The 18564-nt window shown below is 33.3% G+C and carries 17 protein-coding genes and 1 pseudogene; 15 read left to right on the top strand and 3 right to left on the bottom strand.

Annotation, left to right across the window (positions count from 1 at the left end; genetic code table 11):
• The first annotated feature begins 6 nt into the window (after positions 1–6).
• From NRK67_06815 to NRK67_06800, 4 genes are all read left to right on the top strand, one after another.
• Positions 7–567, top strand: coding sequence for a glycerol-3-phosphate responsive antiterminator (locus tag NRK67_06815; GenBank protein ID UUV19205.1), 561 nt, complete (start codon positions 7–9; stop codon positions 565–567).
• 226 nt (positions 568–793) lie between these two features.
• Positions 794–1627 (top strand): aquaporin, encoded by an 834-nt coding sequence (locus NRK67_06810; GenBank protein ID UUV19204.1) that lies wholly within the window; start codon positions 794–796, stop codon positions 1625–1627.
• Positions 1628–1647: 20 nt separating this feature from the next.
• Entirely contained in the window at positions 1648–3147 is a 1500-nt protein-coding gene (gene glpK / locus NRK67_06805) for a glycerol kinase GlpK (protein UUV19203.1), read from the top strand.
• A gap of 268 nt (positions 3148–3415) precedes the next feature.
• On the top strand, positions 3416–4483 hold the full coding sequence (locus tag NRK67_06800; protein ID UUV19202.1) for a Xaa-Pro peptidase family protein: 1068 nt from the start codon (positions 3416–3418) through the stop codon (positions 4481–4483).
• Positions 4484–4541: 58 nt separating this feature from the next.
• On the opposite strand, the pseudogene NRK67_06795 reads toward NRK67_06800, so the two are convergent.
• A pseudogene (locus NRK67_06795) lies at positions 4542–5503 on the bottom strand (IS30 family transposase).
• Between the two features lie 451 nt (positions 5504–5954).
• On the opposite strand from NRK67_06795, the gene NRK67_06790 reads away from it, so the two are divergent.
• The 3 genes from NRK67_06790 to NRK67_06780 all read left to right on the top strand — a co-directional run bounded on the left by NRK67_06790 (position 5955) and on the right by NRK67_06780 (position 8037).
• Positions 5955–6431 (top strand): GNAT family N-acetyltransferase, encoded by a 477-nt coding sequence (locus tag NRK67_06790; GenBank protein ID UUV19201.1) that lies wholly within the window; start codon positions 5955–5957, stop codon positions 6429–6431.
• 191 nt (positions 6432–6622) lie between these two features.
• Positions 6623–6823 (top strand): cold-shock protein, encoded by a 201-nt coding sequence (locus NRK67_06785; protein ID UUV19200.1) that lies wholly within the window; start codon positions 6623–6625, stop codon positions 6821–6823.
• Positions 6824–6954: 131 nt separating this feature from the next.
• Positions 6955–8037, top strand: a complete 1083-nt coding sequence (locus tag NRK67_06780) for a hypothetical protein (GenBank protein UUV19199.1) — start codon at positions 6955–6957, stop codon at positions 8035–8037.
• Between the two features lie 65 nt (positions 8038–8102).
• Here NRK67_06780 and NRK67_06775 read toward each other — a convergent pair whose 3' ends face one another.
• Both NRK67_06775 and bioB read right to left on the bottom strand, forming a co-directional pair.
• Positions 8103–8954: an outer membrane protein OmpK gene (locus tag NRK67_06775; GenBank protein UUV19198.1), complete on the bottom strand. Its 852-nt coding sequence runs from the start codon at positions 8952–8954 to the stop codon at positions 8103–8105.
• 399 nt (positions 8955–9353) lie between these two features.
• Positions 9354–10319, bottom strand: coding sequence for a biotin synthase BioB (gene bioB, locus NRK67_06770; protein ID UUV19197.1), 966 nt, complete (start codon positions 10317–10319; stop codon positions 9354–9356).
• A 134-nt stretch (positions 10320–10453) separates the two neighbouring features.
• Between bioB and NRK67_06765 the strand changes: the two genes are divergently transcribed.
• The 8 genes from NRK67_06765 to fusA all read left to right on the top strand — a co-directional run bounded on the left by NRK67_06765 (position 10454) and on the right by fusA (position 18496).
• Entirely contained in the window at positions 10454–12355 is a 1902-nt protein-coding gene (locus NRK67_06765; protein ID UUV19894.1) for an ATP-binding cassette domain-containing protein, read from the top strand.
• A 205-nt stretch (positions 12356–12560) separates the two neighbouring features.
• Positions 12561–13076: a TlpA family protein disulfide reductase gene (locus NRK67_06760; GenBank protein UUV19196.1), complete on the top strand. Its 516-nt coding sequence runs from the start codon at positions 12561–12563 to the stop codon at positions 13074–13076.
• An 18-nt stretch (positions 13077–13094) separates the two neighbouring features.
• The gene (locus NRK67_06755; GenBank protein ID UUV19195.1) at positions 13095–13820 is read left to right on the top strand and encodes a cytochrome c biogenesis protein CcdA; all 726 of its coding nucleotides are present in this window, start codon (positions 13095–13097) and stop codon (positions 13818–13820) included.
• 181 nt (positions 13821–14001) lie between these two features.
• Positions 14002–14685 carry a phosphatidylethanolamine N-methyltransferase family protein gene (locus tag NRK67_06750; protein ID UUV19194.1) on the top strand — a complete coding sequence of 228 codons (684 nt, stop codon included), beginning with the start codon at positions 14002–14004 and terminating at the stop codon, positions 14683–14685.
• A 109-nt stretch (positions 14686–14794) separates the two neighbouring features.
• Complete coding sequence (locus NRK67_06745; GenBank protein ID UUV19193.1) at positions 14795–15256, top strand: GNAT family N-acetyltransferase; 462 nt, start codon at positions 14795–14797, stop codon at positions 15254–15256.
• 222 nt (positions 15257–15478) lie between these two features.
• On the top strand, positions 15479–15847 hold the full coding sequence (gene rpsL / locus NRK67_06740; GenBank protein ID UUV19192.1) for a 30S ribosomal protein S12: 369 nt from the start codon (positions 15479–15481) through the stop codon (positions 15845–15847).
• Between the two features lie 32 nt (positions 15848–15879).
• Positions 15880–16350 carry a 30S ribosomal protein S7 gene (gene rpsG / locus NRK67_06735; protein ID UUV19191.1) on the top strand — a complete coding sequence of 157 codons (471 nt, stop codon included), beginning with the start codon at positions 15880–15882 and terminating at the stop codon, positions 16348–16350.
• 67 nt (positions 16351–16417) lie between these two features.
• Positions 16418–18496 carry an elongation factor G gene (gene fusA, locus NRK67_06730; GenBank protein UUV19190.1) on the top strand — a complete coding sequence of 693 codons (2079 nt, stop codon included), beginning with the start codon at positions 16418–16420 and terminating at the stop codon, positions 18494–18496.
• The last annotated feature ends 68 nt before the right edge of the window (positions 18497–18564 follow it).

The raw sequence follows: 18564 nt of genomic DNA, 5'->3' as shown, positions 1-18564 counted from the left end.
GAAGAGATGGGATTGATTGAAAAATTGGAGTTAAATCCAATAATAGCAGCGGTAAAGGATGAAAAAACATTGAGAGAAGCTTTAAATAGTGATATAGAGGTAATCTTTCTCTTGAAATCAACTATATTAACCATTGAGACAATGGTGGAAAAAATAAAGAAAACAGGTAAGACAGTTTTTGTACATATAGATTTGATCGATGGGATGTCTCCTACAGTAGATGCACTTGACTATTTAAATGAAAAGACAAGATTGGACGGAATTATAAGTACTAAATCAGCTTTGATTAAGGAAGCTAAAAAACGAAAATTACTGACAATCCAAAGGTTTTTTATATTGGATTCTATCTCATATAAAAACAGTTTAAAATACGCTAGAGCAACTAAACCAGATATCGTAGAGATCCTACCAGGAGCTATGCCAAAATTAATAAAAAGATTCTTATATAACTATAAATGTCCTCTAATAGCAAGTGGAATAATAATGGATAAAGAGGATGTTATCTTGGCACTAAAAGCCGGAGCTATAGGCATATCTACAACTAAATCAGAGATATGGAGTTTGTGAAACGTTTCATAAGCAAACTTTATGTTTAAAAATGAAGCAAAAACTTGACATTATAAAAATAAAAAGGTATTCTCTTAGTAGAAAGAAATATAAATCTTAGAGACCGAGAGAAGATTAATTACTATCCTGTTAAAGGGATACATTTTTTAATCTTCTTTTTTGTTGGATTTATAATTTTTGACGAAGTTTTGACAGTTGTATCGTTATAAATAAAGGGGGTTTGTGGATGAAAAGTAAAGGAATTATAGGTGAATGTTTAGCTGAATTTCTGGGAACGGGAATTCTAATATTTTTTGGAGTAGGTTGTGTAGCGGCACTGGTAGTAGCAGGTGTGGACATGGGACAATGGGAGATTAGTATCGTTTGGGGATTAGGTGTAACTATGGCAATATATGTAACGGCTGGAGTATCAGGAGCACATTTAAATCCAGCAGTAACTTTGGCATTAATGACTCGTAGAGGATTTGAAAAATCTAAGGTTTTACCTTATATTGTATCTCAAATTTTAGGAGCTTTTTCATCAGCAGGATTAGTTTATTTCCTTTACAGACATCTATTTGTAGCTTATGACAAAGCTCATGGTATAATCAGAGGAAGTGTAGAAAGTTTATCTACAGCAGGAATTTTTTCTACATACCCAAATCCACATATAGATAACTTTCAAGCATTTGTAGTGGAAGTGGTAATAACAGCAGTACTTATGATGACAATTTTTGCAGTTGGAGATGACCAAAATGGTGCTCCTAAAGGACATACATCAGCTATCTTAGTTGGTATAGTAATTGCAGTAATTGGAGCATCTATGGGACCGCTTACAGGGTTTGCAATGAATCCGGCTAGAGATTTTGGGCCAAAGTTATTTGCATTTTTAGCAGGATGGGGAAAAGTAGCATTTACAGGTGGTTTGGCAAATCCATATTTCTGGGTGCCAATCTTAGGACCAATAGTAGGAGCACAGGTTGGGGGATTAGTGTATGATAAAGTAATCTCAAAAAATCTACCTAAATCAGCTTATGAATTAGAGAATGACGAGGAAGAGATCGGAGTATTTAATAACTAAAAAATAGGAGGCTTAAAAAGATGGCAAAGAAATATGTTATAGCATTAGACCAAGGAACTACAAGCTCAAGAGCAATTATTTTTGATAAAAACGGTAATACTGTGGGATCTTCTCAAAGAGAATTTACTCAAATATATCCTAAAGCAGGATGGGTAGAGCACGATCCAATGGAAATATGGGCTACTCAAAGTTCAATGTTGACAGAAGTTTTGGCTAAAACAGGAATTAAGCCTGAAGAAGTAGCAAGTATTGGAATCACAAACCAAAGGGAAACAACGGTAGTATGGGAAAAAGATACTGGAAAACCAGTATATAATGCTATAGTATGGCAGTGTAGAAGAACAGCTTCTATCTGTGATGAGATAAAAGAAAATGGACATGAAGACTATATAAGAAAAAATACAGGATTAGTGGTGGATGCTTACTTTAGTGGAACTAAGGTAAAGTGGATCTTAGACAATGTAGAGGGAGCCCGTGAAAAAGCAGAAAATGGAGAGTTACTTTTTGGAACTATCGACAGTTGGTTAGTTTGGAAATTAACTAATGGAAAAGCTCATGTGACCGACTACACAAATGCATCTAGAACTATGTTATTTAATATAAAAGAATTAAAGTGGGATGAAAAATTATTGGAAATACTAGATGTACCAAAATCTATGTTACCAGAAGTAAAGAATTCAAGTGAGATCTATGGAGAAACTAACCTGGGTGGTAAAGGTGGATTCAGAATTCCTATTGCCGGAATAGCAGGAGATCAGCAGGCAGCGTTATTTGGACAGGCTTGTTTTAAAGCTGGGGAAGCAAAAAATACCTATGGTACAGGGTGTTTCTTATTGATGAACACAGGAAAAGAGATGGTGGAATCTAAAAATGGATTGTTGACTACTATCGCCATTGGAATTGATGGGAAAGTAGAATATGCTTTAGAAGGAAGTGTGTTTGTAGGAGGAGCATCGGTACAATGGCTTCGTGACGAGATGGGACTAATTAAAGATGCAGCAGATACTGAGTATTTTGCCAATAAAGTAAAGGATAGTAATGGTGTCTATGTAGTACCTGCATTTGTAGGACTGGGATCTCCATATTGGGATATGTATGCAAGAGGATGTATTGTAGGTCTTACTCGTGGAGCTAATAGAAACCATATCATAAGAGCAACTTTAGAAGCTATAGCATACCAAAGTAAGGATCTTATAGAAGCTATGCAGGAGGATTCAGGAATTAAATTGGCTAGCTTAAAAGTTGACGGAGGAGCAGTTGCAAATAACTTCTTGATGCAATTTCAATCGGATATCTTAGGAGCAGAGGTACTCAGACCTGAAGTAACTGAAACTACAGCTTTAGGAGCGGCTTATCTAGCTGGTCTTGCTGTTGGATTCTGGAATGACAAAGATGAAATAATGGAAAGATGGAGTTTAGATAGATTATATGAACCTGAGTTAGAGGAAGAGAAAAAACAAATGATGTATAAAGGTTGGAAAAAAGCAGTAACTAGATCACAAGATTGGGAAAATGACTAAAAAAAAATGGAGTTTGATGGCTGAAAGCTGTCAAACTCCTCTTTTTTTATAGTATATAAAATTATACCCGCAAAGAGCATCACCAAGACTTCTAAAGATTATTACATAATCTAAGAATTTTGAGATAAAATTTATGGAATCGATAAAAAAAATTAAATATATGAATTATTCTTCACTGGATGTAACGTTACGTTGGTTTTTCATATTGCTATAAATCCTATAATGATGTAAGATTATAATCGAGAACAAAATAAATAGGGGGAAAATGATGAAGTTGAGAGAATTGATGGAAGAGAAAAAATTAGATGGTATATTGATAACAGACCTTGTAAATTTAAGATATTTTACAGGATTTACAGGAACAACAGGTATAGCGCTGGCAACTAAAAAAGGAAAATATTTTTTTGTTGATTTCAGATATGTAGCCCAGGCTAATGAAGAAGTAATTCCTAACGGATTTGAAGTGGTTGTAATCGAAAGACCGGCAGAAAATAAGATCTCTGAAATTTTAAAGGATGAAAATATAGTAAAACTAGGGATAGAGGATAGAAATATAACTTTATCGGCTTACAATGGATATGTAGAAAAGTTTAAAGATGTAGAATTTATCTCTTTGGGAGATAATTTTACAAGAATTAGAATGGTAAAAACAGATGCAGAGATCAAAAATATTAAAAAAGCTGCAGATATAGCTGATGAAGCTTTTGCTAAGATACTTCCTTTAATAAAAGAAGGTGCAGTAGAAAATGATATAAAAACAGAATTAGAATATGAGATGAAAAAATTAGGAGCAGAGGGGCCGTCATTTGACACAATAATTGCTTCTAACTATAGATCTGCTATGCCTCATGGGGTAGCCAGTGAGAAAAAAATAGACAGAGATGGATTTGTAAAATTTGATTTTGGATGTTTTTATAAGGGGTATGCTTCAGATATGACGAGAACAGTTTATTTTGGAGATCAGCCCAGTGAGAAACATCTGGATATCTATAATACGGTTTTAGAAGCACAGCTAAAAGCAATAGATGCAGTAAGAGTAGGAGTAAGTACCAGAGAATTGGATAAGATCGCAAGAGATCATATAACGTCTAAGGGATACGGTGAAAACTTTGGTCATGGATTGGGTCATGGTGTAGGACTTGAAATTCATGAGTTACCAAATGTATCTGGAAAATCTGAAGATTTTATCTTGGAAGAAAATATGGTTATTACTATTGAACCTGGAGTCTATATAGATGGATTTGGAGGAGTAAGGATCGAAGACGATGTAGTGGTGAAAAAAGACGGATATGAAATCTTAAACAATACAACTAAGGAACTGATAATAATTAAATAAATAAAAAACCTAGGAAAATATAAGTTTTCCTAGGTTTTTTATTTCTTACGTTGTCAAATTAAATGCAACACTTTTCAATTTCACCCCAAAATACTTCTTTTGGGGTTTTCCAATTTAAACACTTCCTTGGTCTATTATTAATTTTGTTTACCGCTTTATAAAATTCACATCTCTTTATCTTACTAAAAATAGTCCCTTTAGGGAAAGTTCTCCTTAATAAACCGTTTGTATTCTCATTTGTTCCTCTCTCCCATGAGTGATAAGGGTTAGCAAAATAAGCTTTAATACCTAATGCTTCCTCTAATTCTTTAAATTTAGAGAATTCTTTCCCGTTATCCGATGTAAATGTTTTTATGTATTCTTTAGGTATATATTTAAAATTCTCTATTGTTGCCTCATTAAAAGTATCTGATTTTCTATTAATCATTAGCTCCGCTACAAGATATCTTGATTTCCTATCAACATAAGTCATCATAGCACCTTTTTTCCTGCGCCAACGATAGTATCGCTTTCAAAATGACCAATCTCACTTCTATCATTCGCTTCTTCAGACCTTTCTTCTATCATCTTTTTATTAGGGATTTTACCCCTTGTTTCTTTCAATCCTCTAGGCTTTTGTTTGCCTTTTCTAGTTAAAAGGTATTTAGGACTCTCCGTAAGAAAATCAAGATATATTGCTCTATAAATTGTTTTAAATGAAATAGAATATTGGTTGTCTAATTTAGCTCTTCCTGATATTTGTTCTGGACTCCAACCTGATTCTAACTTTTCTTGAATATCTACCAAAAGGATCGAATCTCTTAATTTGTGCTTTCTTCCACAAAGTTGTTTTCTTTTTTTGTATAAAAACTGGGCTTTATTAGGAGTGTACTCACCATCAACTGAATTTCTATTAATTTCTCTATAAATACTAACTCTATTTTTCTTTAATTTAGCTGCAATAAAACTAATTGATTTTTTTTGCGCTAAAAATTTAAATATACTTTCTCTTTCTTCAATGGTAAAATGTTTATGATTCATAAATACTCCTTTAATGTTTGGTCGCACTTACATTATACCAAGGAAATATTTATGAATTTTTTTTGTTGCATTTAATTATACAATTCAAGTTTAGAATCATTGATAATATCTTAATTTTAATTTTTTTGATCTCACAAAATAATATTGTATTGTAAAAGAGATTGAAACCAATGTAATTGCAATGATTTTTATATCGACCTTATCTAAAACAAATCCAATGATAGCAACCATAACAGGAACTAATCCCATTTTTAAACTGGAAACAAGGATGAAATATCTTTTCCAATTTGCATAAATTTACCTAAGATTTAGATTTAATAGTTATGATTTATGATTAGTTTAACATTTTCTAATTATTTTATGAAATATTTTAAAATTATATTCCTAAAAAAAATGTGGTATAATCATCTATAGTGACAATAAGGAAAGCTAAATTTGGAGGAGTAGAGATTTGGAAGGAAATTATATAATCAGTAAAGCAACAAAAGACGATATTGTCGGAATATATAATCTACTCCACAGGGAATTTGTAAAAAAGTATTCTCTTAATTCGGAAAAAGAAGAGTTGGAAAAACATAAGAAATGGTATGAATTTTGGCTTAAATCTCCATATTATCTTATCTATGTTATAAAAGACCCAAAAAGAAAAGTTATAGGTCAGATAAGATATGAGATAGATGGAGAGATATCTATAATCAGCATATACCTGGATAAAGAAAATAGAGGTAAAGGGCTGGGGAAAATTTTTGTAGAAAGGTCTATCAAGGAATTAAAAACAGAAAAAGAAGATGTAAAATTGATTGTAGCTTATATTTTAGAGGAAAATGACATCTCTAAGAAGATGTTTCTTAACTTTGGTTTTTTATTGAGTGAGAAAAAAAATTATAATGGAATTGAGCATTTAATTTATACGAAAAAAATAAGGTGAATTTAGAAAAAAAAATAAAACCATAGGAAAATATTGGCATAGATAATATTGACAAAAGGTTATAAATAGAATATACTTGATTGAAGAAACAGATGGCTTAAAGCAGAACTTTCATTAATACCACCAAAGTGTGTTTGTATTTAATGGGATTCTAGGATTCTATCTGAAAAAAATACACGGAGGTACAACACATGTTAAAAGGTACAGTTAAATGGTTCAACGAAGAAAAAGGATTTGGATTTATTCAAGGTGAGGATGGAAACGATTATTTCGCACATTTCTCTCAAATCAACAAAGAAGGATTCAAAACTTTAAAAGAAGGGGAAGAAGTAACTTTCGACGTAACTGAAGGTGCAAAAGGTCCTCAAGCTTCAAACATTGAAGTTTTATAATTGATTGAAATTAAGCGATAAGGTCTCGGCCTTGTCGCTTTTTTATTATATAATTTTTTTATTAAAGAATTTTTGCACAAGTCTGGCATTTAAGTTATAATGAATAAAAATTACTGCCGAAGGGGGCCGATATGTTAAGGAAAAAGAACAGACATATATTTAGAAAAATTATTTTAACATTTCTAGGGATAGTTTTATTATTTGCAATTTTTCAATACAGACAAGTAAGGAAAGAGGTCTTATACAACAGGGAAAATGGACCAGAAGCTGTAGCTAATATATTGAATATGGGGATAGAGGAATCCTCAGGTATAATCTTATCAGGGGATAAAAAAGATTATTATTGGACCCACGGAGATTCGGTAGATTATGGTGAGACTCCCAGAACCAGTATCCATGGTTTTAGATTTGACAGTGATGGAGTAAGAGACAATCACGAGGTAGTTTTAGATGGGGTAACCAACCTGGATTGGGGTGATATTGCCAAGGATAAAAGTGGAAACTTAATAGTGGCGGATACCGGGGATAACCTTGTTCGGAGAGATTTTGTTTTTTACAGATTTGAAGAACCTAAGTCAGGTCAGAAAAAAGTAGAAAAAAATGATATAGATAAGATAACATTTAGATTCCCAGGTGGGGAAGAGCTAAACAATGAAGCTGTATTCTATGGGGATAAGAGTATCTATATCTTAAATAAAGAATACGGAAAAACCGTAATGTACCGTTTGATGGATAAAAATGTCGATACAGGAAGGGTTAACATAGCGGACTATGTAGGGGAATTTAAATTTTCAAGCGGATCTAAAATGGCTAACTATATGGATGCAGCAACTGGTGCTGATATCTCAAGGGATGAGATGACCATGGTCTTCAATACCTATAAAGGGATCTATATGTTTAAAAGAAATAAAAAAAATACTAATTTTTTTGATGGGAAAGTGTATTATCATCCATTAAAATGGGATTTTAGAATAAATCAATATGAGGCAGTAGCCTTTACAAAGGATGAGAAAAGTTTGATATTGACTACAGAACAGGGAAATGTCTATAAAGTAGGTGTAGATAGTTTTAAATTGTTGAGAGAGGCGGAACCTGCTGAATCTATTAAAGAAAAACTCATTGAAGTTGGAGGAGACAGACGGGGGATGATATATAAGGTTAAACATATTATATATTTGATTCAGGTAGAAGTAATGGATATAATATTCAGATAAAATTAAAAAAGGGTGATCCTATGAATCACCCTTTTGTTATATCTATATAGATCAATGAATAATCTTTAGAACTTATACCCAATATCGAAGTAGTGACCTACACCACTGGTATCTTCTGTTGAACCAAATGGAGCCTCCCCATCCTTAAAGTTAGCCATATTGTTGAATACTTTTAACCCGTAACCGATTGCCCAGTCGTTGTTATGCCAGTAGAATCCATTGTACCATTGTAATGAATCCTTAGTTCTTCCTGGATTTTTAGCGATTTCGTCTGCACCGAAATCGTATGTAACATATCCCTGGTAAGATACAAATGATCCGTTTTCAAAGAAGTGCAATGGCTTAAACCAGTTCCACTGTAATGAATACCCGTCCCAATGTCCTTGTGCTCTAGAACCCAAATCTTCCTTTTTATATACTGCCAATAAACTTAATCCGGTAGTTCCAAACCAAGGAACTTCCACATCGGTACCCAGACCAATTCCGTTATGCCATAATCCGCCTTGTCCATTTCCATCTTCATCAAAAGAGTTATCTCCTGCTTTGATCCAGGTAGAGATATACCATTCTTTAAATGGCCCGATTGACAGGTCTTTTCCAGTCATTCCGTCGATTGAGAATCTAGGTTTGATCTCTGCAAAGAAGTTATCTCCATTGTAAGAGTCGTTGTCTGTAGAACCAAATACATTTTTTAAGTCTACATAACCATAGAGGTCCATGATTCCCTTTCTCCCACCAAATTCTAACTCTAAATAAGTGTCATTTTTTTGTCCACCTGGATTTTTTTGATCTAAACCTTGCATAACCTTAAAATTGAAAAATAAGTTATCGTTCTTATTTACATCTTGAGAGTAATGCTCAGCATTGGCAACTAAACCAGTTGTCAACAAAGTTAATCCTAATAATGCTTTTCTCATATCATTTCCTCCTAAAAAAATAATAAAACGTTAATTGTGTATTAAATATTTTTAATACCCACTAAAAATATTACTATATTTTCTATAAAAAGTAAAGAAGTGTTATAGGTTCGAATAAATTGACTCTTAAAAGTACATAATTCTAACTTTTATTTTTGGCGATCATGCTATTTTTATTATATAACTCATACTAAACTATAAAATTAAATATGATAAAGTAAAAAAAAGGAAATCCGTAATGAATTTCCTTTTTTTATTATCTAGTAAATTATACCAGCAAGTGGCATCACCAATGCTTCTAGAGATTATTAGATAATCTAAGAATCTTAAGATAAAATGAATAAAAGTTTATAAAAACATGAATTGTGGTTGTCTGGATACAACGTCACATTGCTTTTTTTATTTCCACATCTTTTTAACATTTTCAATAAATTTAAAATCTTCTTGTGCACTTCTACCTCTTACAGTGAGATATCCTCCAACCAACATTCCGTTAGCACCGGACATAAATGCCATTCCCATAAAGTCCTTTAAAATACCTTCCCTGCCGGCACCTATTTTGATGACTTTATCTCTAAATATTATCCTATATATAGCGATAGTTTTTAAGATCTCATCCATAGCCAGGTGTTTACGATCTCCATGGGGAGTTCCAGGAATAGGGTTCAAAATATTAACAGGAATTCCATCTACTCCTAACTCCTTTAGGGTATATGCCATGTCGATCCTGTCTTCCCAAGATTCTCCCATCCCTATTATTCCTCCGCTGCACACATCTAATCCTATTTCCTTGGCAGCTTTTATAGTTTTTAACCTGTTTTCAATCCCGTGAGTTGTAGCTACTATTTCATTGTATGACTTAATAGATGTCTGGAGGTTACTGTGGAATCTGGTGATCCCAGCGTCCTTTAACTCCATTAATTCTTCTTTAGATAAGAGCCCGATAGAACAACATAGGTCTACATCGTTATCAGAAACTTTAGCCGTTTTTAAAAATTCCTTTATATCATCATATTCACTGGTTCCCTTATTGATACTTCTACCAGAGGTAACTACCCCAAATTTTGAGCTGCCCAATTCTTCGGCTCTGGTATATTCGTCTAAAAGGGTTTTCTTGTCTTTTAGTTCATAACTGGTGATATTGGTATTGTAGTGAGCTGACTGAGCACAAAATTTACAGTCCTCCTCACATCTTCCTGATTTTGCATTGGAAATCGTACAGGTATGGATCTTATTTCCACAATATTTTTCCCTTATTTCATTGGCTACAGCAAATAACTCCATCATCTTGCTGCCACTTATATTAGTAAGTTCCATAGCTTCTTCATATGTAATTTCTCTATTAATAAAATCTCTTATATTCATAATATTATCTCCCATTCTTTATTTAAATCATAAGGAAAGTATAACATAGATGTAAAAATAATAGAAACCTAAATTTATATGATATAATGGAATAAAAAAATATAAATACTTTAAATAGGGTAAGGAGAAGAAGAATTATGATACTTAGTGTTACAGATTTATGGAAACAGTTTACAGGGGAAACTTTATTAAAAAAGATAAACTTTGCAATAGATGAAAAGGATAAGATAGGATTGGTAGGAGCTAATGGAGCTGGGAAAACCACTTTGATAAAGATCCTTATGGGGATGGAGACCCACGATGAAAGTTTTGAAACTAAACAGATGGGTAAGATTGGAAAAAAGGGAAACTTAAGGATTGGTTACCTGTCTCAAAACTTTGATTTGAATTTGGAAAACACAGTATTCGATGAGTTGATGAGTGTATATTCACACCTGAAGGAGGACTATAAAAAGATCCAATTGTTGAATGAAAGGTTAGCTACTGATATGGATAATTTTGACAGTATTATGGAGGAACTAGCAAAACTAAACACCAGATATGAGCAAGAAGACGGCTATGCAGTGGAATATAAGGTGAAGCAGATTTTAAATGGTCTGAATTTTCCTGAACATCTATGGAAACAGAAAGTTGATGATCTCAGTGGAGGTCAGCAGTCAAGGGTAGCTTTGGGGAAAATATTATTGGATGAACCAGAATTATTGATATTAGACGAGCCTACAAACCATTTGGACTTAAATGCCATTGAGTGGTTAGAGAGATATTTAAATTCATATAATAAAGCCTTTATTTTGATATCTCATGACAGATATTTTTTAGATAATGTAATTAACAGGGTATTTGAAATTGAGAATAAAACTATAAATCTATATAAGGGTAACTTTACTGAATATACCATTCAAAAAGAAGCATATCTTACAGGGGCAGTAAAAAGATTTGAAAAGGAACAGGATAAGATAAAAAAAATGGAAGACTATATCACTAAATATATGGGTGGCATAAAGACTAAACAGGCATTGGGTAGAAGAAAACTCCTAAATCGTATGGAGAAGATGGGAGATCCCATTGTAAATATGAGAAAGATGAAATTAAAGTTTGAAATAGAAAGAGTTACTACTGACAAGGTAGTAAAAATTACTAATTTATCCAAGGCTTTTGGAGAGAAAGAGATCTTTAAAAATATCAACCTAGATATATATCGTGGAGATAAGATAGGGATAATGGGACCCAATGGGGTAGGGAAATCTACTATACTTAGGATAATAAATGATCTGGAAAAACAGAGCAGTGGTAAAGTAGAGTTAGGAGAAAAGTTAGATATCGGATACTATGACCAAAATCATACAGGTTTAGAAGGGAAACAGAATATTTTGGAAGAACTGATGTATAACTATCCATTGTCAGAGGAGCAGGCCAGGACACTTGCAGGGGGATTTTTATTTTCAGAGGATGAGATCTTTAAGAGTATAGATGACCTCAGTGGAGGGGAGAAATCCAGGATAGCGTTGATGAAGTTGATCTTGAATAAACCTAACCTATTGATAATGGACGAACCTACAAACCATTTGGATATCTATGCAAGGGAAGTATTGGAAGAATCGTTGGAAGACTATGATGGGACTTTGGTAGTTGTATCCCATGACAGACACTTTTTGGAAAGTGTTGTAAATAAAATATACGAGATAACTCCTACAGGCAGCAGTGTGTTCGATGGAAACTACGAGGAATATATGAAAAAATCTACCGAGCCTAAAAAGGAAAAGGAAGTCAATAGGGACTATGAGGAACAAAAAAGAAGGAAAAATAGGACCTCTAATTTGGAGAGAAAGTTTGTAGTAGTAGAAAAAGAAATTGAAAAATTAGAGGAAAAGAAGGCTGAAATAGAGGAATTGCACAATGATGCTGGAATAAAAAATGAGATAGATAAGTTAATGGATCTCCAGGTAGAATTGGATGAGATGGACGAAAAAATAATGTTAAAGATGGATGAATGGGAAGAGATCAATGAGGAGTTAGAGGAATTAAAAGGACTTTAAGTTTTTTTACCGCGAATGACACCAAAGATACGGATAATAAAACTCTGTGTAGCTCAGCGAGCTTTGCGTCTCTGCATTGAATGTTTTTTAGGAGTATTTAGTGGTTCTATTTTTAAGTGATGGTATGAAAAATCTACGGTAAAGAAAAAACTAAAAAGTTCACTCGTGATAATCTGTGTAATTCGTGACAAAAAGGAGGGCATTTATGAAAAAATTAATATTTATATTGTTGCTGCTGGTTGGTGTTTTATCTTTTGGTGCAAAAGAAGGGTTGGAGACAGGAAATAAATTCCCTGTTATAAACCTATATAGCACAAATGGGGAATTGGAGGGGACTTCAGAAAAATATCTGGGAAAGATTACTATATACAATTTTGGTGCCAGCTGGTGTCCTCCCTGTAAGGTGGAAAAACCTCTGTTAAATAAATTTTATAATGAAAATAAAGATGAGATAAATGTAGTGTCTGTAATGATCGATGACGATGGAGGAGCTGTGGATAAGTTTTTTGCGGATAATCCTATGGATTTTCCCCACTATTTTGATGTGGATCAGATCTTATCGAAAAAATTTTTAATAAGAGTTGTGCCTACAACTTATATAGTAGATAAAAACGGGATAATTTTAGAGAGAATCCACGGGGCTTTAGACTGGAGCCAGTTAAAAGCAGAGGATTTGGAGGAATTGATTTGGCCGGTTGGTAGTACAGCAGGTATGAATTAGTAAAAAAAGGAGAAAAATATGGAAATAAATATATTGATAGTTTTTCTTGCTGGGATGGGGACTTTTTTGGCTCCCTGTATTATTCCCTTGGTGCCTAGCTATCTTTCATATATAAGTGGAATAGTATTGGGAGAAAAGCATAGCGGTAAGCAGAGGTTTAAAGTTATCCTTCATACATTATTTTTTATACTGGGATTCGGAACTGCATTTTCAGCCTTGCAGATACTGCTTTTTAATTTTACTAACCTTGCCAGTAAACTCATTGGAAACAACATATTGAATATGGTTTTTGGTGGAATAATAATAATGGGTCTTCATATGACAGGGATTTTTAAGATAACTAAGATGTACTCTGAAACTAGGATGAATTTTAACTTTATCCGGAGAAATATAGGGACATCCTACCTCTTCGGTTTTGCCTTCGGGTTTGGATGGACCCCTTGTATGGGACCTGTCCTATTTACAGTGATGTCATATTTGGCAGGTGCAAACACCGTATGGATGGGGATGTTTTATATCTGGATCTATACTTTTGGACTGGGAGTGCCCTTTATAATCTTTGCACTATTTATGGATAAAACTAATAAACTGGATTTTATAAAGAAGAACTTTTTATTTTCAGACAAAGTCAGCGGAGTAATTCTTATTATAATGGGAACACTTTTGGCTATGAACAAGATGACGATATTTCTCAGCTGGGGATTCAGGGATGAAATAGTGGAGTTTTTTAGAAGGATATTTTGATATGGATTTTTCAACTTTAAATGTGAATTTTATAAAGGGAAAAAATTAGACGCCAAAGATGATATTTAGAATAGCGGTTGATTCAAAAGTGGATTTATAGAAAGAATATGAAAGGTTAAAAATGTAATATTTAGTTTACATAGAGTATTCCTGAGGCTTTATAGAAGGAGATGAAATATAGATGTATAAGAAAATATTTAAAAATCAAGTATGGCACTTAATATCAATAATCATTGCAGTGATTGTCCTTCAGGTTATAATAAACTGTGATGAGGGGATCATTGGAGGATCTCTATTTGGTGTAAGCACCAATAGGTGGTTTTGGATAGCTATATTGATACCAATTATACATCAGATATATGTTTTTATAGTTTGGCGTTTGGAGCTTTATACAAGGATATTTACAAGAAAATTTGGATTGAAAAAAGCATTTAAAATTTATGCAGCTGGTTTTTCAATTCTTTTTGTGCTAAGGTTCATTACTGTTATAGTTTTAGCATTCAGCAATAGAAAGACTCTGGATATTAACCCAATCTATATGCATATTATTGCAGTGGTTATTACCCCCTTTGTAATATACCTTTTTTATTCTGTGAAAAAATATTTTACATTTGAGAGGGCTTTTGGAATTGATCATTTCGATAAAGGATATGACGTCCCCTATGTTAAGAAGGGAATTTTTAGATATACCAATAATGGGATGTACATTTTTGGTTTAGCAATTCTTTATTTACCGGGATTATTGTTGTTGTCCAAAGCTGCAATTTTAGTTGCTTTTTTTAATCATGTATATATATGGGTTCATTATTATACTGTTGAGCTTCCGGATATGAGATATATTTACAAGAAAATACCAAAGGAATAATAGATTTATATATACGAGTTGTCAATTTAAATCAGAGAATCTTAAAGTGAACTTTTCTATTTTTGATTTGACTATAATCATTTAGGTTGGAGTGAAAGGAGAAAAAATTATGACTATAGAGGTTATAGAAAATTTAGAAATTAAAAGAAGGCTTGCTTTAAAGGTGTTGAAAGATCTTTATGAATGGTTTGGGAAGGAAGATTCTTTGTTGAATTATGTAGATAATTTAGAAGGAAAGAAATTTTATTTATTAAATCTAGGAGAAGAAAATATAGGTTTTTTTTCAATTAAAAGAAACAATCAATATACAGCAGAGCTTTATGTGAATGGAATATTAGAGAAATATCACAATAGAGGATATGGGAAAATAGTGATGAAAAAAATAGTAGAAGATTTGAAAGAAGAGGGATATAAACTTCTTATGGTGAAAACAGTAGGAGAATCATTAGATAATGAAGCTTATTCTAAAACTAGAGAATTTTATAGGTCAGTAGGTTTCCTTCCATTAGAAGAAATAAAAGAAATATGGGGAGAAGATAATCCTTGTTTAATCATGGTAAAAAATATTTAAAAAAAATATAAAAATATTTAAGAGCTGGGGTATTTATCCTAGCTCTTATTTTATAAAGACCACACTGCCTTGTGGTTCGCAATTCTAGCCTTATTTTTATTAGAATTATATCAAAAAAAGTATTGACGTAGTTTTAAAACTCTGATATACTAATCTAGTTGTGAAATAAAATTAATTTTCAAATTATTTAGATGATGAGAAAAAAAGAAAAGGAGGGTAAAGATGCCTACTATTAACCAATTAATAAGAAAAGGAAGAAAGACTTTAGAGTCTTCTAAAACATCACCAGCATTAAAAGGAAACCCACAAAAAAGAGGAGTTTGTGTAAGAGTTTATACTTCTACACCAAAGAAACCAAACTCAGCTTTAAGAAAGGTTGCCAGAGTAAGATTAACTAACGGAATCGAAGTTACTGCTTACATTCCAGGAATCGGACATAACTTACAAGAGCATTCAATTGTTCTTTTAAAAGGTGGAAGAACAAAAGACTTACCAGGTGTAAGATATAAAGTAATTAGAGGAGCTTTAGATACTGCAGGAGTAGCAGATAGAAAGCAATCAAGATCTAAGTACGGAGTAAAAAAAGGATAATTATTTAAACAAATTAGGAGGTGCAAAAAAATATGTCAAGAAGAAGAGCAGCAGTTAAAAGAGACGTTTTAGCTGATTCAAGATATGGAGATAAAGTTGTAACTAAATTTATAAATTCTATCATGTTAGATGGAAAGAAATCTTTAGCAGAGTCTATTTTTTATGGAGCTATGGATTTAATAAAGGAAAAATCAGGTGAAGAGGGATACGAAACTTTCAAGAAAGCTATCGAGAACATCAAACCTGCATTAGAAGTTAAATCAAGAAGAATTGGTGGAGCTACTTATCAAGTACCAGTAGAAGTAAGACCTGTTAGACAACAAGCATTAGCTTTAAGATGGTTAACTACTTATACTAGAAACAGAAAAGAGTACACTATGGTTGAAAGATTAGCTAACGAATTAATCGCAGCGTCTAACAACGAAGGTGCAACTATCAAGAAAAAAGAAGATACTTATAAGATGGCAGAAGCAAACAGAGCTTTCGCACATTACAAGTGGTAAGAACTAAGTTGATTTTAACTTAGTTTTTCATATATATATATATAAACGTTCGAGGAGGAATACCATAATGGCTAGAGAAATTTCTTTAGATCAAACTAGAAATATTGGAATCATGGCTCATATCGACGCTGGTAAGACAACTACAACTGAGAGAATCTTACTTTACACTGGTGTAACTCACCAAATTGGAGAGGTACATGACGGTGCAGCTACTATGGACTGGATGGAGCAAGAACAAGAAAGAGGAATTACAATCACTTCAGCAGCAACAACTTGTTTCTGGAGAAATCATAGAGTAAACATCATCGATACACCTGGACATGTGGACTTTACTGTAGAAGTAGAAAGATCATTAAGAGTATTAGATGGAACAGTTGCAGTTTTCTCTGCAGTTGATGGAGTACAACCACAATCTGAAACAGTTTGGAGACAAGCTGACAAGTATAACGTACCAAGAATGGCTTTCTTTAACAAGATGGACAGAACAGGTGCAGACTTCAAGATGTGTGTAAACGACATCAAAGAAAAGTTAGGATCTAACCCAGTTCCTGTACAATTACCAATTGGTGCAGAAGAGAACTTCGAAGGAATCATTAACTTAATCACAATGAAAGAAATGAAGTGGCCTTTAGATACTAAAGACGGTCAAGACATGGAAATCGTTGACATCAGAGCAGAATTATTAGAAGAAGCTACAGCTGCTAGAGAATTCATGATCGAATCTATCGTTGAGACAGATGACGTATTAATGGAAAAATTCTTTGGTGGAGAAGAGTTAACTGTAGAAGAAGTAATCGCTGGATTAAGAAAAGCTACAATTGCAAATGAAATCGTTCCTGTAACATGTGGAACTGCATTTAAAAATAAAGGAGTTCAACCATTATTAGACTTAATCGTTGACATCATGCCTTCACCAGTAGACATCGGTGCAATCGCAGGTACTGACGTTAAAGATGAGACTATAGCAATGGAAAGAAAGCCTGGAGATGACCAACCTTTCGCTGCGTTAGCATTTAAAATAATGACTGACCCATTCGTAGGAAGATTATCTTTCTTCAGAGTATACTCTGGAACTTTAGCAAAAGGTTCATATGTATTAAACTCTGTAAAAGGTAAAAAAGAAAGAGTAGGAAGAATCCTACAAATGCATGCAAATAAAAGAGAAGAGATAGAAGTAGTATACTGTGGAGATATCGCAGCAGCAGTAGGTCTTAAAGATACTACAACTGGTGATACTTTATGTGATATGGCTAACCCTATCATCTTAGAAAGAATGGAATTCCCTGAGCCAGTTATCTCAGTAGCTGTTGAGCCTAAAACAAAGGCTGACCAAGAAAAAATGGGTATCGCTTTAAGCAAACTTGCTGAAGAAGATCCTACTTTCCAAGTTAAAACAGACGAAGAAACTGGACAAACTATCATCTCTGGAATGGGTGAACTTCACTTAGATATCCTAGTTGATAGAATGAAGAGAGAATTTAAGGTAGAATCAAACGTAGGTAAACCACAAGTTGCTTACAGAGAAACTATCACAACTGAAACTGATACTGACATGAAATATGCGAAGCAATCAGGTGGAAGAGGACAATACGGACACGTTAAGATCAGAGTATGCCCTAATCCAGGTGAAGGATTCACATTTGAGAATAAAGTTACTGGTGGAGCAATCCCTAGAGAATATATTCCTGCAGTTGAAAAAGGTTGTAAGGAAGCACTTGAAGGCGGAGTTATCGCTGGATACGCAATGGAAGATGTTAAGGTTACATTATATGATGGATCTTACCATGATGTTGACTCAAACGAGATGGCATTTAAAATTGCAGGATCAATGGCAATGAAGAAAGCAGCTAGAGAGTGTAACCCAGTTATACTTGAACCTGTATTCAAAGTAGAAGTAACTACTCCTGAAGAGTACATGGGAGACTTAATTGGAGATGTTTCTTCAAGAAGAGGAGTTGTTCTTGGAATGACTGAAAGAAACGGAGCTAGAATCATTGAAGCTGAAGTTCCTTTATCAGAAATGTTCGGATACTCAACTGACTTAAGATCTAAATCTCAAGGAAGAGCAAACTATGCAATGGAATTCAAGAAATACTTACCAGTTCCAGCAGCTATCCAAAAAACAATAATGGAAGAGAGAAACTAATATTTCTTTTTTCATAAACATAGAGTAATGAACTTGATTTAATATTATTATTAATGACTATAACAGCT

This window comes from Fusobacteria bacterium ZRK30, from assembly GCA_024628785.1.
Taxonomy (GTDB): Bacteria; Fusobacteriota; Fusobacteriia; order Fusobacteriales; family Fusobacteriaceae; genus Psychrilyobacter.
The sequence above is the reverse complement of the archived record's forward strand: the minus strand, read 5'-3'. Positions and strand labels throughout refer to the sequence as shown.